Origin of the sequence: Paenibacillus sp. FSL P4-0127 (genome assembly GCF_038007325.1) — a bacterium.
Lineage (GTDB): Bacteria > Bacillota > Bacilli > Paenibacillales > Paenibacillaceae > Fontibacillus > Fontibacillus macerans.
Genome location: NZ_JBBOWY010000002.1, coordinates 567530 through 582364, shown reverse-complemented (window position 1 = coordinate 582364; position 14835 = coordinate 567530). Strand labels below are relative to the sequence as shown.

Below are 14835 nucleotides of genomic sequence, written 5' to 3'. Positions count from 1 at the left end.
TATGAAGGCCATTTTGATTGATGATGAACACTTGGCATTGACCTATTTGGAGTATCAATTGAATATGATCGGTGAAGTTGAAATCATAGGAAAATATACAAATCCATTGGAGGGCCGTCAAGCCGTCGAGCAGCTTGACGTCGATATCGTTTTTTTGGATATTCAAATCCCAAAAATCAATGGTCTGGAATTGGCTGAAATTTTACTGGAGCATAAGCCTTACCTGCATATCGTCTTTATAACTACTTATGATGAATATGCGATTAAAGCGTTTAAATTAAATGCGCTGGATTACGTGCTTAAGCCAGTTGAGCTGGAACGGTTGAAGCTCACGATTGAGCGAACGAAACCGTACAAAAGCCGTCTTGATGAACCACAGGAAACAATTAAAAAATGGGAAATCCGAACCTTCGGCGGATTCAAGATTTTTGACCATCGCCAGAAAGAGCTTCAGCGGTTTAACTGGAGGACAACCAGGGCACAGGAGCTATTCTTGTATTTACTGCATTATCAGGGCAATCCCGTAAGCAAAGCGAAACTGATTGAATTACTGTGGCCGAACTCCGATTTGCAAAGAGCTGCTTCACAGCTATATACAACGATCTATCATATTCGCAAGACACTTGAGCCGCTTGGCGGTCGAATACAATTGCGCAATACGCCAGCCGGGTATTTGTTAAGTCTGGAAAATATCTACCTCGATATGAATGACTTCGAGCGTTTCCTGCAAGAAGAGCCGCCTCTCCAGGAAGAAACGGCAGCAGAGTATGAACGGGTGCTGCATTTGTTTCGAGGGGAATATCTTGAGGAAGCCGATTATATCTGGGCCGAATACGACAGGCAAAGATACCAGATGCAATGGATACGCTTGAAATTGCATTTGACAAACTGGTTGTTCGAGCACGGGCGATATGAGGAAGCCTATAAGCATTGCGAGAACATTTGCGGACGCTATCCATTGGAAGAGACGGCCCATCTCTTGTATATGCAAATTTGCGATAAGCTGGGCCTGGATTTTCTGGTTCGCAAGCAGTATCAGATGCTGGATATCCTGATGCAAAAAGAATTCGGCGAGAAGCCAAGTCCGGAAATTATGAAGTGGTATCAGCATTGGGAGCAGGACAATCTCTGAAAAACCTGGATGCCCTGGACCAAGAAATTGCTGGTTCAGGGCATCGGAATAAAGAATGAAACGGAGGTGCCTTCACCCGGACGGCTGCGAATCGATAGGCCACGTCCATAGAGCCGACTTATGCGCTGGTTCGTATTGTACAGTCCAATCCCCCGTTTATTTCGGCTCGGTTCGTGCAACAGCCGATTCACCAAATCGGGCTCCATGCCTTGTCCGTTGTCGCGAACCTCGACCCGGAATCCCCCTTCCTCCCTGACACCCCGGATCAGCAAGGTTCCTCCCGTTAATTCGGTTAGCAATCCATGTTTGAGCGCATTTTCCACCAGCGGCTGTATCGTTAACGGAGGCAGCAACAGTCTGGGCTCCTCCTGGATCTCCCATTGAATGGATAGTCTCTCGCCAAACCGCTCTTGTTCTACATATAAATAAGCCCGTAACAGCTCCAATTCGTGGGAAAGCTCCACCAGTTGCTTCGTATTAAGAAAATCGAAGCTGATTTTTAAATAGGTCGCGAATGCATCTCCCAGTTTCCGCATTTTTTCGATATCGATAAGGCTTAAGGCCATAATCGAGTTTAGCGTATTGAAGATAAAATGGGGTTGAATCTGTGCTTGCAAATAGGCAGCTTCCATAGTAAGGAGTTCATGAATCGACTGTTTTAGTCCTAATAAAGCGCGAATCCGATACTTGAGTTCTACTCCGTCTACGGGCTTGGTCACGTAATCATTGGCCCCTGCGGAAAATCCGGCATAAATATCGGCAGGCTGCGCACGTGCGGTAAGCAGCAGCACCGGGAGTTCGGATAAGGAAAACTGCTCACGGACCATGCGGGTTAAGTCATAGCCGGACATGCCCGGCATCATGACGTCGGCGATCAGCAGATCCCATTGACCCGTTCGGAGTAGTTCCAGGGCTTTTTCAGCCGAATTGGTTGTAACAATCTCATACTGTTCTGTGGACAGAATGGTCTCCAGGATATTCAAATTTATCGGATCATCGTCTACCGCCAGAATCCGATGCTGTATTTTGTTGGAGTCTTCGGTATGGTTTCGCCAGGTTTCATTGAACCAATCAAACGAACGGGAAACAGCCTGCCCGGCAAAATAAACAAGGTTGGCAGGCGCCGGAAATGGCTCCTCACGCACGGATGTCTGGGACACCGGGGCGGACTCTGCATTGCTCGTCACTAAAGAGAAGCTGAAGACCGAGCCTTTACCGGGCCAGGATTGAACGGTCAGCTCGCCGCCGTGAAGTCCAACAAGCTGCTGGCTTATGCTCAGGCCAAGACCGATTCCGTTGCCATGGTTCAAGCCGTGTATCCCTTGCTCATACGGCAGCAAAATACGGGATAATGTCTCTTCATCCATGCCAGGTCCCGTATCGGAGACATGAATCCACATTTTTCCTTCGCGTTGTTCCCCTGTGATTGCAATGGTTCCTTGTTCCGTAAATTTGATCGCATTATGCAGCAGATTATGCAAAATTTGCACAAGCCGCCTCTCGTCCGCAATTACAGCAGGTGTCGATGATTTGATATCGATGATCATTCGAATTGGTTTATTTTCATGCATGTAGCCAAGCATGCTCACAACACCCGGAACGATGGACTGAACGTAAAGAGGCTTTAAGTTCAGCTTCATACGATGCTCTCTTAGTTGCGAAACCTCAAGGAGGTCTGTCAGGAGCAAAGACATCCGTCTGCTGATCGTCACCAACAACTCCATGTCCTGTCTGCTTTTATCGTTCAGTTGTTCATGATCGCGTTCCAGAAGCGATTGGGCGATATTGATGATCCCATGAAGCGGTGTTCTTAACTCATGGGAGGTATTGGCGAGGAATCGATCCTTCTGCTTGTCCTCTTCCTGCAACCGATAGCTCAATTTTATATTTTCTTGCGTTTTACGGAAAAATTTCTGGAACCAATACGCCGAGAAGCTTACGATAGCTGCAATCATATCGATCGGATAATAGACTGTCGGCGTCGGCAGAAAGTCATCAAGGATACTCCAGCCAACGTGGGAGATAATTGCTGCAGCCGTCAGCAGCAGGAAGATCGCGTCCTCTCCGGACTTCTTGGCCAAATACGCGCGTATGGCGGCATAAATACTCCACCCAAATGGATATAAATAAAGCAACATAAAGAGATTGATCACGCTGCAGGTGGCATGCACCGGCCCGGGGGGAGCCACTAGCAGAAATGCAGAATACATCGTGAGAAGCGCCGTATAAACGGCAACTCCTTTAGTCCCCTTTGCAACAGTAGAAAAGCTTCTACAAAAATAAAGAAAAAGAAACGCCATCCACAGATTAGCCAGCAAGCTGAGCTTCAATGCCCATTCGTAGTTGAGCGGAACCCAGAGCATAAATATATTATCGTGATCTGCAACAACGGAAAGCCCCGCTGCAAGCGTTAACAAGCTGAACAGAAGCAAAGAGCGCTCTTTGCGGTTAAGCAGATACAACATACAGGCATATATGCCATGCAGCAGCAAAACGATAAATGTCACTAATTGAAACCCGATAGAATACCATCGTTCTGTATCGATAGCGGCCTGGGAGCCGAATCGGACCGACTGGAGAATACCTCCTTGATAGGGGTTTTCGAAATTTGCTGCGTGAATGAGCACGACAAGCTCTTGCATGCCTTTCTCCATGTAAGTATTCGTATAAGAAAGCCGCCTCGGGATATAATCGGCAGCATTGTCAGCAGGTTTGCCGATATTGCGCTCTCCGGGAAGGACCTCAGCAAAGCCGTTGATCTCTGCAAAGGAGGAAGCTTCTATGTTTTGCAGCCAAAGAGAAACTGGCCTTTCCAGCGGATCGACTAAAATCCGTAAACGATAGGTCCCATATCCTAATGAAGAATCTGATTGGGGGAAAGCCTCTCTCCAGTCTCCAGGAACTTGGACCATCGTTATGTGATCCGCCATACGGTCCATCTCGTCACTAGTGACTAGTTGATTCGGCAGGAACTCCCACACTCCGTTTAGCGGAATGGAGGAAGTCTGTTGAAGATTCAGGTTTCGCAGGTCAAGCACGCCTTCGACAGCTTTAGGGTGTACAGTCGTAGGGAACAATTCCGTCCATCCCCATCGCAGGCCAAGCAACACGCTGAGAAACAAGAAAAGTACGGCGATATTGAATACAGACGGGTTCCATTTTGCGGTTATCATGTTCTTCATCATAATAGATCAATTTCGACATGATTCGCAGCAATCCTTCTTCGAACAGGGAAGATGACTTGCTGAGTATAAGTGATCCTGCAGCGCTTGGTCTGATAAGCTCCGAGGACAGAAAGCGATAGAAAAAGAATTAAATTCAGAACAATTCCACCGATGATTATAATAAATAAAATGTCTCGTTTCGTAGTGCGATTCTGCTTAACGTAAGGGGGGAACATTTGAACCTACTGCTATCCGTACTGCAAAACAAAGTCAAAACCGAATTGTACGACAAGACATTCACTCACCCAGACGGCGCCGAGTATACAAACATCGACCGGGTTTCCATCTTCTCCATGATCACCTACACGACAAAGCAATTTCCGCTGTGATACAAGCCTTCCGTCCGCTCTACTTCTCCAGTGAAAAAGTGTTTAATTCGTGGCTTCTTGCTCCACTCCAACAACTCCGTTGCACGGTACAACCAGTCCACATCCCTTGGACCGCCAGTATCATAATGGATCTGCTCCTCCTCGTACACCTCCATCAGCAGTTGCCCGCCTGGATTCAGAGATTTTACAATATTATCCATAACTCGGTACTGTTCCTTGCGGGGAAAATGCCCAAATACCATCACAGCAGCATCATATTGCTCAATCGGCAACGCATCTTCAATCAAGTCCACCTGCACTGTTTGTACCTGCACACCGTTCTTGGCTGCCAGCGCTTCCGTTTTACGAAGCCCGACTTGCGCATAGTCATAGGCCGTAACCTCATGCCCCAGTCTGGCCAGGAACACCGCATTGCGCCCTTCCCCTTCCGCGTAAGCCGCCACCTTGGACTTCGACGGAATCAGCCGCGCCGCTTCCTGTATAAATCAATTCGCTTCCTCACCGTACACATATACATCTCCGCTATATCGTTCATCCCAGCTTGGGATCCCCGGACTGCTGCCTTTTGGCAAGTTCATCTTATTGCCTCCCTCGTATAGTATCTTTAAAAAACTCTTTTAGGGTCATTTCCATCCCCCCGGGGGATGGAAAACAGCCTCCAAATTTCCAGCTTGTTCTTTGAAAATTCCATCAGGGACTGGACTTTCCGGTATGCCTCTGGACAATGGAACGTAGGGTCCATTCGGGGAAATCCTTCTGCCTCCAGTAGCATTGTCTACTCCTTAAGTCTGTTTCTCCGGTACGCGTCTGAGCTTCTTACCCGCTGGCTGTTCCCTTCGGCATCCCATGCCCGGTTTTAGCAGATCCGGGGCAGCTCATGGCCCGAAGTGTGTCCTCATACGCGAGGGTGATAGATCTGCGCGTGCGCCGGAGGCATCCCGGAGCGTCCATTCCCTGAATCCCTAGCGAAAGGAGGAATTTTACTTGAAGCTTTTTGTCGGTATTGACGTGAGCTCGCAAGAGCTCGAAGCGTGTTCCATGAACGCTGACGGTGACAAGCTTGAGACACTCACCGTCAAAAACAATTTGAATGGCGCCTCGCACTTGCGTGACCAAATCGTCGCTGCAGCGGACAAGTTGGCCGTCACCGAGATTCACATCGGCTTGGAAGCCACTTCCGTCTACAGCTGGCACCCTGCCATGTACCTGCATCAGGATCCAGCGCTTCGAGAGCGCAAGGCCAAGGTGTTCACCTTGAACCCCAAGCTCATCAGCAAGTTCAGAGAAGCCTATGCGGATATGGACAAGACCGACTGGCTCGACGCCTGGATCATTGCGGATCGCCTCGCTTCGGCCGCCTGACGACCACCATCGTCATGCAGGAGCAGTATGTCGCCCTTCAACGCCTCACGCGCATTCGTTTCCACTTGATCCACAACTTGGCTCGCGAGAAGCAGTACTTCTTGCAGAACCTGTTCTACAAGTGCAATGCGTTTACAACCGAGGTCGACAGCTCCGTGTTTGGCCATGCGCTCATGGAGATGCTCTCCGAGAAGTTCAGCCTCGATGACATCACCGAGATGGACGTGGCCGATCTGGCCGACTATCTGCGGACAAGGGACGCAATCGTTTCCCCGATCCCGAGCGGGTCGCCCGCATTCTGGGACAAGCAGGAAATCGACTTGACGTTTAAGGAATTCGCGCTGCTGCAAGTGTTCGCCGAGCATCCGAACCGGGCTTTTACCCGCGAAGAGCTGCTCGTTCTCGTTTGGGGCGACGATTACTTCGGCAGCGACCGCGCCGTCGATCACCTGATTAAGCGGCTGCGCAAAAAAATCGAGCCGTTGCCGATCGAAGCGGTATGGGGACACGGCTATCGGCTGCGGACGGAAGGGGGAGAACAAGGATGAAGCTGGTTCATCAAATAAATCTGGCCTTCAGCCTGCTTCTGGTCATCGTGTTGGGGGCGACTGCGATTCTGATTCACTACGTGCTGCTGGATCATCTGATCGGCGCCCAGAAGCGCGAGATGCACACGCTCAGCGCCAGCATAGCTGCGTCGCTGCAGACGCAGGGCATCCTGACGGATGCAGGCCCAATCAACAGCGCGGGCGACATCTCTGCGCTTCAGGGAACGGCAGTGCCCCTGACCCAGGGAGTACAGGCGATTGTGTCCGACCCGAACGGCAACGTGCTGTCGGGCACGCTTCCGGGGCAGTCGGAATTGGCAATCGGCGGCGGCATTTCCCTCACCCCCGCTTCGCCGATCAGCAGCGAAACGTTGGAGGCGCTGCAGAGCGGTAAGGACAGACGTTACATCGTAGATGTCAGTTCTGTTCCTCAAGGCACATTGACGCTCGTCACGCCGATGAGCAAGGTGAGCGAACTGGAGCAGGCGCTGTTCGGACGGCTACTGATCGTGCTCGGCGTTGGCGGCGTGCTCGTGCTTCTTCTCAGCCTGATCATCACGAGAAGGCTCATCCGTCCGCTGATAAAACTGCGAGAGGAACTAAAGAAGGTGAAGGAGCGCCGCTTCGCCGATGTCAGTGTCGTGCGGGCCGGAGGCGAAATCGGCGCCGTCGCCCGGACGGTGTATGATCTGGCAGGAGAACTGGATCGCTATATCCGCGTGCAGAAGCAGTTTTTTCAGAATGCTTCCCACGAATTGAAAACGCCGCTGATGTCGATCGCCGGATATGCGGAAGGCATCCGCGACGGCGTATTCGAAGGCGACGGCATGCGCAAGGGGCTGGACATCATTATCGGCGAGAGCGGCCGGCTCAAAAAAATCGTCTCGGAGATGACCTTGCTGGCGAAGCTGGATAGCGAGGCGGACATTTTCCGTCCGGCATCGGTTCGGATAAAGGAGCTGCTCGACGATACGGTCGAGCGCGTCAATCCACTGCTGACGACCAGAGGGCTGCGGCTGGAGCTGCGGTATGAGGACGAAGCGGCCGAACGCGGCGCCGTCCGGGCCGATCGCGACAAGCTGCTGCAAGCGCTGTTGAACGTGCTCGCGAACGCAGCGAGGTACGCCAGACAGACAGTCGAGGTGGGTGTTGGCATGAAGAACGGTACGATTGTCATTACGATCGCCGATGACGGGGACGGCATTCCGAAGGAGCTACTGCCACATCTGTTCCACCGATTCGTCAAAGGCAAGGACGGAGAAAACGGGTTGGGACTGGCCATTTCGCGCGCGATCGTGGAACGGTGCGGCGGCCGGATCGAAGCCAGCAACCGTGCGGAAGGGGGCGCATTGTTCGCGCTCCGTCTTCCCGCATGAACGCCTATCGCAGACGCCAAGCTTCGATCCCTTCGCCCTCCGTTCGGCGGCTTTCTCCGCTCGCCGTCTTTTGTCAGCCTGCCGCATCCCCTCCGGGGCATCCGCACGGTCAACAGCAGACTTCCCGCGGCGACTGCCGCCGTCCCGAACAGCAGCGGCGTCACCAGCACGCTGAAGCCGGCAATCGACAACATGACGAGACCGCTTTGCTGCGGGTCCATCTGCTGCACGCGCTGCAAATAAGACGGAATGCCTAACATAATCGAATAGAAGGCAGTATTCATTTTTTGCGATGTACATTTTTTGAATCGCATTTTCAAGATATACGTGCTAAAGTCGGCAATCAAGGAAATTTAAAACAAAATTATCAGGGTCATGAGCATGTGAACAAGACATATGGCGAAAAAAGAATGCACGTACCCCGTTATTTACAGCATAAGCGCGTTGGATTGTTGTTTCACTCATGTTCTCCACATCTGGATCACGAATTACGAGGCTACGCTGGACACCAGGCCGCGCATCTTCTCCGCCTGATTCTCTTTGATGCGTCCGAGCACCATTGCCAACAGGACACAAAGAGCCAGTCCACACCGTATCTTCATTTTTTCATGCCTCGGATCGTAGCAGTTCAAATCCGAACGACACGTCAAGCCGGCTGTTGACGCGCTCCACCGACGTGCGCTTGTTATATTCTTTTTCCCATTTATAGCTGGCGCGATCGATCGGCGTAAAAATTCGGCGATCTTCGGAAAGCGGTATTCTAATGCCTTGCGCTACAGGACATTTCGTCTCACCCGCGCAGGTGATGCCCATTTGCTTCGCCGGGCAAAGCTTCTTCAACCTATCGCGGTCTTTCTCAAAGCCGCCATTGCTCATTTCTCGCTGTTTCCCCGTTTCCGGGCACACACAAGAAACCATACCTTTATAGTCGTACACCACACTGTCTCTGCCGGTCAGCAGTCGCGTCCGCTCCCCATCTCGCCACATATTACGAATATCGATAACCGGTTTAATCTTTTCCTCGTCCCACAGTTTAACCACAAGTTTCGAATCATCGTAACCGCGATCCGCCGCCAGCGTTTCCGCTGCTTTCAAGAGTTCAGGCTGCTTCTTTTTCATCTGCGCAAGCAACGCATGCCCTTCCGTGATGTCCGAAGCCGACGCTTTCGTCACCTTGAATGTCACCGGCAGCTCATAGGTCGCATCGACCACCAGATGCAGCTTGTATCCGAACCATTTTATGATTTTCTCCCACGGCTTCCCGTCTTTATGAACGTCGCTGTACTTCTTCTTTCCATAGTCGGCATCTGTATCCCGTCGACCATCCAACTTCTCATTGGTGTTTGTAGCTGTCGCGAAAGATTCGATCGCTTTACTGTCCATTGCCAAATGCCTGCTGAAATCCGGCAGCACCTTACGAATTTGTTCTACCAGTGTCTCGAACATTCCGTCGATTAACGTTTCATATGTCATCAAGTTCTTTAGAAATCGCGTGTACACCCACGGCGGCGGCACTTGGTTATCCAAACCACAAAGCTCCCGAAGTTGCCCATTACGCGCCAGTTCAAGGCACCTGGATCGTCGCACGATCCTACGGATTTATAAATTGCATCGCCTGCAGCGTCCGCTTCAACAGGGCGGCGCTTTGCGCGCGGGTCACATGTTCCCGGGGGCCGAACGTCGTCTCACTCAAGCCGCGGATAATGGAAGCTCCGGTCAGCCGATCCACCGCGGCGTCCGCCCATGGCGCGATGTCTGCCGAGTCGTCAAACGTTTTTGGCGTCCCGTCCGCAACAGGCGCAGATCCGGCGTACTCCATTGCCCTTACGATCATGACCGCCGTCTGTTCGCGGGTAATGGGTTCCATCGGTCGGAACGTCCCGTCCTGGAAGCCATCGATCAGCTGCGCCTCATGAGCCGCCCGGACGGCTCCCGCATACCATGCACCAGGAGCCACGTCCCGGAAAGGCGCCGCTCCGTTCGGTTCATCGTCCAGCCCTAGGGCTCGCACGAGCATGGCGGCAAATTCGGCGCGGCTGACAGAATCGTCCGGCACAAACAGGCCTTGCCCTCTCCCCTCAATAAGCAGCTTGTTCGCCATCAGGACGATATCCTCTTGCGCCCAATGTCCGTTCACATCCGCAAACGAATGATCCGTTTCAATCACCGCATAAGCTCCATCGTAAGGCGATCGGATCGTCACCAAACCGTTGTTCGAGAAAATGGACGGGACGAATCGTATGCGCCCGTTTTCGTCGATGCGCACGGCCGTCGCTTGGTACGGATTGGCGGGCTCGGGCAGATGAGCCGTCAAGGTTGCGTATGTTCGGCCCCAATTCATGCTGCTGCCGTCATTGGCCTCCAGCGAATAAACGACCGGATGAGGGAGCAGCGGCTCCCCATCGACACTCGCAATTGCTCCGTTCGAGGTATCACTGACGGAACCGACTGCCGCGGCGATCCCGAAGGTTACCGTCGCCTCTTTTGGAATGCCCTGCAGGACGTGGAGCGGAAGGCGCTGCCCATTTCCGTTGACGCTCCATTCCAACCAGGCGTCCTGACGAAGTTCCACCGCATGCAGCAGTGAGGCGGCCGGAAGGTCCATTTTGACCGCCTCTCCGATGTCTTGTGCTTCGATCCGAATATAGTACGACTGATCTGCCAACGCTTCGGACAATTGCCCCACCGTCGGGAAAATCCGAGTTATACGTTGCCCGTCGGACGACTCATACAAGGCGTCGACCCGTTTGACCAGGCCGTTGATTTTGATGATCACCTGATGGAGCGCCGCAGACCCGCCTCCCGTTCCCGAGTTCCCCGAATATCCGGAATCACCAGAGCCATCAGAGCCACTAGATCCGCCGGATCCAGCAGGAGCAGTGACCGTCACCGTGCGTGTCACTTCTGCGGCGGCGTTGCCGGACGGATCCGTCACATTGTAACGGAGTCTATATGTACCTGCTTTGTGGGTATCTACGGCTCCACTCACGACAATAAGAGGGGAGACATCCCCGTAATAGGCATCGGTCGCCTGTGCGCCGGGATCGGCAAACGCTGCGCCAACCGGCACGCTCATCGCGGGATCGCCGAGCAACGTGAGAACGGGAGGCTGCGTATCTTGCACATAGACCGTGCGCGTCACGGTCGCGGCCGCGTTGCCCGCGGTATCTGAAACGTCATAAGAGAGTGTATAAGTGCCGAGTGTCGACGGATCCACCGCTCCGGTCACCTGAATCGAGGCGGTCAGATCGCCATCCTGCACATCGTACGCTGTTGCGCCGGGATCGGCAAACGGACTGTTCGCTTCCACCGTCATCGGATTCGGCCCGATCAAATCAATCGCCGGTTCGTCTCCGTCGTACACGTACACGTCACGGGTCACCGTGGCGGTATTCCCGGCGCGGTCCGCAGCCGTATATTGAACGGTGTAATTTCCGAGGCGCGCCGTATCCACGGTGCCCGAGATCACGATACTTGAGGTCGGAATCGCGCCGTCGATCACATCAAGCGCAGACGCGCCCGGTTCCGCATACGTCCCGCCTTGCGGGATATGCATCGGATTGCTGCCGTTCAGCGTGATGACCGGCGCCGTGTGGTCCAGCACGAACACGTCTGATACCGTGTAAGTGACATTCCCAACCAGATCCTGCGCGCGGATATGCAAATACCAGTTGCCGTCTCCGCTTGTCTGCCTTAGCGTGTCGCCGTTCGCAAAGACGTTCCAGCCGTCCGCGGGAGGGGCCGTGCTTTGCGACCACGCGTATTGCAGCGAGGCCGCGTCAACACCACTCCCCGAATCATTCACAGTCACGATGCTTTCCGCCGTTTTCGCAGGCGTCGCATTGCCGTTCGCGACGAACTGAACGTCGGGAGGCGTATCGTCCCGCAGCACGGTGATCGTATACGTCCGAGGCGGCTTCAAATACGGTTCAACCCGAACAGGAATGACCGTCGACGCTCCCGGGACGTTGACCGTTGCCGCAGTCCCGCTGGCATGCGGCTGGTTATTGACATATAACTCGGCGTGAGCCGCATCCGCCAGCGTTGCCGTCACCTGTACGCTCGATACAGAGGAATCGATGTAATAGGTATAAGCGGTGACCGTAGGGGAAAATGCGGGATTCAGACCTCCGCCCTGCACGGTCAGTCCGCTCAGACGGTCATCGCCCGGTATGTTCAACAGACCAAAGTTACTAGATCCCCAGGCGACGACCGTGCCATCCGATTTCAGCGCCATCGAATTCCGCATGCCCGCCGCAATCCCCGTCACCCCGTCAAGAACGGCCGGAACGTTCGCCTGGCTGAAATTGTTATCGCCCCAACCGACGATGGTGCCGTCCGCTTTCAGTGCCAGCGAATGAAACTCTCCCGCCGCGATCGCCGCCACCCCGTTAAGCCCTGCCGGCACGTTCGCCTGGCCGAGGAAATTCTCGCCCCAGGCGACGACGGTGCCGTCCGCATTCAGCGCCAAAGAATGTCTCTCCCCCGCCGCGATTGCCACCACCCCGTCAAGACCGGCCGGCACGTTCCTCTGTCCATAGGAATTCGATCCCCAGGAGACGATGGTGCCGTCCGACTTTAGAGCCAGCGAATGATGCATGCCCGCCGCGATTGCCACTACCCCGTCAAGACCGGCCGGAACGCTCGACTGATCAGAGTTATTATATCCCCAGGCGACGACGGTGCCGTCCGCTTTCAGCGCCAGCGAATGCCACCCATTCGCCGCGATCGCCGTCACCCCGTCAAGACCGGCCGGCACGTTCCTCTGCCCCCGGCTGTTATCTCCCCAGACAACGACGGTGCCGTCCGCTTTCAGCGCCAGCGAATGATCCACCCCAGCCGCGATCGCCGTCACCCCGTCAAGACCGGCCGGAACGCTCGACTGACCAGAGTTATTATATCCCCAGGCGACGACGGCGCCGTCCGACTTTAAAGCCAGCGAATGAGAGTATCCCGCTGCGATCCCGACTGCCTTGACAGGCATAGCAGTCCTAGCAGGCACGTTCGACTGACCATAGCTATTATATCCCCAAGCGACGATAGTTCCATCTGACTTTAAAGCCAATGAATGCTGATCTCCCGCTGCGATCGCCGCCACCCCGTCAAGTTCGGTCGGCACGTTCGATTGACCATAGGCATTGCGTCCCCAGGCGACGACGGATCCGTCCGATTTCAGCGCCAGCGAATGATACCCGCCCGCCGCGATGGCCGTCACCCCGTCAAGCCCGGCCGGCACGCTCGTCTGACCATTAACATTCGATCCCCAGACGACGACGGTGCCGTCAGATTTCAGCGCCAGCGAATGATTCATTCCCGCCGCGATGGCTACAACCCCGTCAAGCCCGGCCGGCACGTTCAATTGACCAGTGTTATTACGTCCCCAGGCAACAATGGATCCGTCCGACTTTAAAGCCAGTGAATGATGAGATCCCGCCGCGATTGCCACAACCCCGTCGAGCCCGATCGGCACATTCAATTGACCATCGGTATTCGATCCCCAGACGACGACGGTGCCGTCCGCTCTAAGCGCCAGCGAATGATCCAATCCGGCCGCGATGGCTACAACCCCGTCAAGCCCGGCCGGCACGTTCGACTGACCAGAGTTATTATATCCCCAGGCAACAATGGATCCGTCCGACTTTAAAGCCAGTGAATGATAATATCCCGCGGCAATTGACGTCACGCCGTCAAGCCCGGCCGGCACGTTCAACTGACCAAAGTTATTATATCCCCAGGCGACGACAGTGCCGTTAGATTTCAGCGCGAGTGAATGCCCGAGTCCCCCCGAGACTTTCACATACGGGCTTCCCTTGCCCGCTTGCGCCGCGTGCGCCGCCCCGACACCGTAGGGTATCGCCGAAATCAACAGCAACATGAAAGATAGAATAAGGGAAATGAGCTTTCGACTTTTAAAAAATAACATAATAGACACCCCGCATTCTGTATACCGGTTAGCTTGTATCATTCTTCCGGATTTTTCTGGTCCATTCCCTGCGTCGCATCAATCCAGCATAACGGTTTTGAAGCAGACTCCGCGTGCCGTCGGGAACAGAAATCATACTGTACGGTTCAGTTTGATTATCACTATAAATGGGGTTACACTTTCTGTCAAGACGACGACAGCATTCGAGCCGCATTGACCTGACTTGTGCGATGTGGAATAATTTGAACAAGCAAAACAAAGCAGGGAGGAGTGATCTGGACCCTATGGCAAATCTGTCGCCGCGGGAAGCGGCAAAGCGCAAACAAATTTTGACGGCTGCCCGCAGCCTGTTCCTGACCCGGGGATACGCCGGAACGAGCATGGATCTCGTCACCCTGGAAGCCGGTATATCCAAGCAGACGCTGTATCGCTATTACGCCACCAAAGAAGCGCTGTTCTCCGACCTGCTGAGCCAGGTGATCCACGAGCTTACGGAGGAGAAGCAGCCGTCGCTGGCGAGCTTGCCCCTGCCCGAAAACCGGGAACAGCTCTTCGATATTCTGCTGATGATGGCCCGGGTCATCGCCATAAAGCTGAGCGACCCGCTGTATCTATCGATTCTTCGCATTGTTTTCGCGGAATCGGTCCGCTTCCCCGAGCTCGGGGAGCTGCTCCTTGATTCCTTTCCTAAAAGCACCGGAATATTGACGGACCTGCTGAAGAAGTGCAAGGAAACGGGGTTGGTGAAGCTGGAAGACGGAGATGTGGAAATGTCGATGCGAATGTTCATTGGGCCGATGATCGGCCATGCCTTCTTCGTTGGACTGCTCGGCGGCGCTTCCGCGCCAGAGCCTATGCCGGAGGAGGATCTGAAGCGGCTGTGCCGAATTTATGCGGAGTCTGTTACTTGATTCGTTGCGCGGGGAAGCATCTCCTGCGCT

7 protein-coding genes and 3 pseudogenes are annotated in these 14835 nt (G+C 53.9%); 6 read left to right on the top strand and 4 right to left on the bottom strand.

What is annotated here, in order from left to right:
- The first annotated feature begins 1 nt into the window (after position 1).
- Positions 2-1132 (top strand): response regulator, encoded by a 1131-nt coding sequence (locus NYE74_RS29110; RefSeq protein WP_341005400.1) that lies wholly within the window; start codon positions 2-4, stop codon positions 1130-1132.
- A 35-nt stretch (positions 1133-1167) separates the two neighbouring features.
- Here the strand turns inward: NYE74_RS29110 and NYE74_RS29105 are convergent, their stop codons facing one another.
- Complete coding sequence (locus NYE74_RS29105) at positions 1168-4305, bottom strand: hybrid sensor histidine kinase/response regulator (RefSeq protein WP_341005399.1); 3138 nt, start codon at positions 4303-4305, stop codon at positions 1168-1170.
- A gap of 227 nt (positions 4306-4532) precedes the next feature.
- Between NYE74_RS29105 and NYE74_RS29100 the strand changes: the two genes are divergently transcribed.
- Complete coding sequence (locus tag NYE74_RS29100) at positions 4533-4685, top strand: hypothetical protein (RefSeq protein WP_341005398.1); 153 nt, start codon at positions 4533-4535, stop codon at positions 4683-4685.
- On the opposite strand, the pseudogene NYE74_RS29095 reads toward NYE74_RS29100, so the two are convergent.
- A pseudogene (locus tag NYE74_RS29095) lies at positions 4658-5263 on the bottom strand (class I SAM-dependent methyltransferase). The gene NYE74_RS29100 and the pseudogene NYE74_RS29095 sit on opposite strands and share 28 nt — an antisense overlap.
- Before the next feature lie 406 nt (positions 5264-5669).
- Here NYE74_RS29095 and NYE74_RS33435 point away from each other — a divergent pair.
- From NYE74_RS33435 to NYE74_RS29080, 3 genes and pseudogenes are all read left to right on the top strand, one after another.
- Positions 5670-6357 (top strand): annotated as a pseudogene (locus tag NYE74_RS33435) (IS110 family transposase); the annotation flags it as partial.
- Position 6358: 1 nt separating this feature from the next.
- A pseudogene (locus tag NYE74_RS29085) lies at positions 6359-6595 on the top strand (winged helix-turn-helix domain-containing protein); the annotation flags it as partial.
- Entirely contained in the window at positions 6592-7971 is a 1380-nt protein-coding gene (locus NYE74_RS29080; protein ID WP_341005396.1) for a sensor histidine kinase, read from the top strand. The pseudogene NYE74_RS29085 and the gene NYE74_RS29080, both read left to right, overlap by 4 nt.
- A gap of 606 nt (positions 7972-8577) precedes the next feature.
- On the opposite strand, the gene NYE74_RS29075 is transcribed toward NYE74_RS29080, so the two are convergent.
- Both NYE74_RS29075 and NYE74_RS29070 read right to left on the bottom strand, forming a co-directional pair.
- The gene (locus NYE74_RS29075) at positions 8578-9498 is read right to left on the bottom strand and encodes a transposase (RefSeq protein WP_341005395.1); all 921 of its coding nucleotides are present in this window, start codon (positions 9496-9498) and stop codon (positions 8578-8580) included.
- A gap of 64 nt (positions 9499-9562) precedes the next feature.
- A complete protein-coding gene (locus NYE74_RS29070; protein WP_341005394.1) occupies positions 9563-13894 on the bottom strand; it encodes an RCC1 domain-containing protein in 4332 nt (1443 codons plus the stop codon).
- A gap of 284 nt (positions 13895-14178) precedes the next feature.
- Here NYE74_RS29070 and NYE74_RS29065 point away from each other — a divergent pair, with 284 nt between their 5' ends.
- Positions 14179-14805, top strand: a complete 627-nt coding sequence (locus NYE74_RS29065) for a TetR/AcrR family transcriptional regulator (protein WP_051985475.1) — start codon at positions 14179-14181, stop codon at positions 14803-14805.
- The last annotated feature ends 30 nt before the right edge of the window (positions 14806-14835 follow it).

What these genes read in the sequence shown, in the direction of transcription:
- NYE74_RS29110 (WP_341005400.1), top strand. Translation starts at nt 2, where the DNA reads ATGAAGGCCATTTTGATTGATGATGAACACTTGGCATTGACCTATTTG.
- NYE74_RS29105 (WP_341005399.1), bottom strand. Translation starts at nt 4,305, where the DNA reads ATGATAACCGCAAAATGGAACCCGTCTGTATTCAATATCGCCGTACTT.
- NYE74_RS29080 (WP_341005396.1), top strand. Translation starts at nt 6,592, where the DNA reads ATGAAGCTGGTTCATCAAATAAATCTGGCCTTCAGCCTGCTTCTGGTC.
- NYE74_RS29070 (WP_341005394.1), bottom strand. Translation starts at nt 13,894, where the DNA reads ATGTTATTTTTTAAAAGTCGAAAGCTCATTTCCCTTATTCTATCTTTC.
- NYE74_RS29065 (WP_051985475.1), top strand. Translation starts at nt 14,179, where the DNA reads ATGGCAAATCTGTCGCCGCGGGAAGCGGCAAAGCGCAAACAAATTTTG.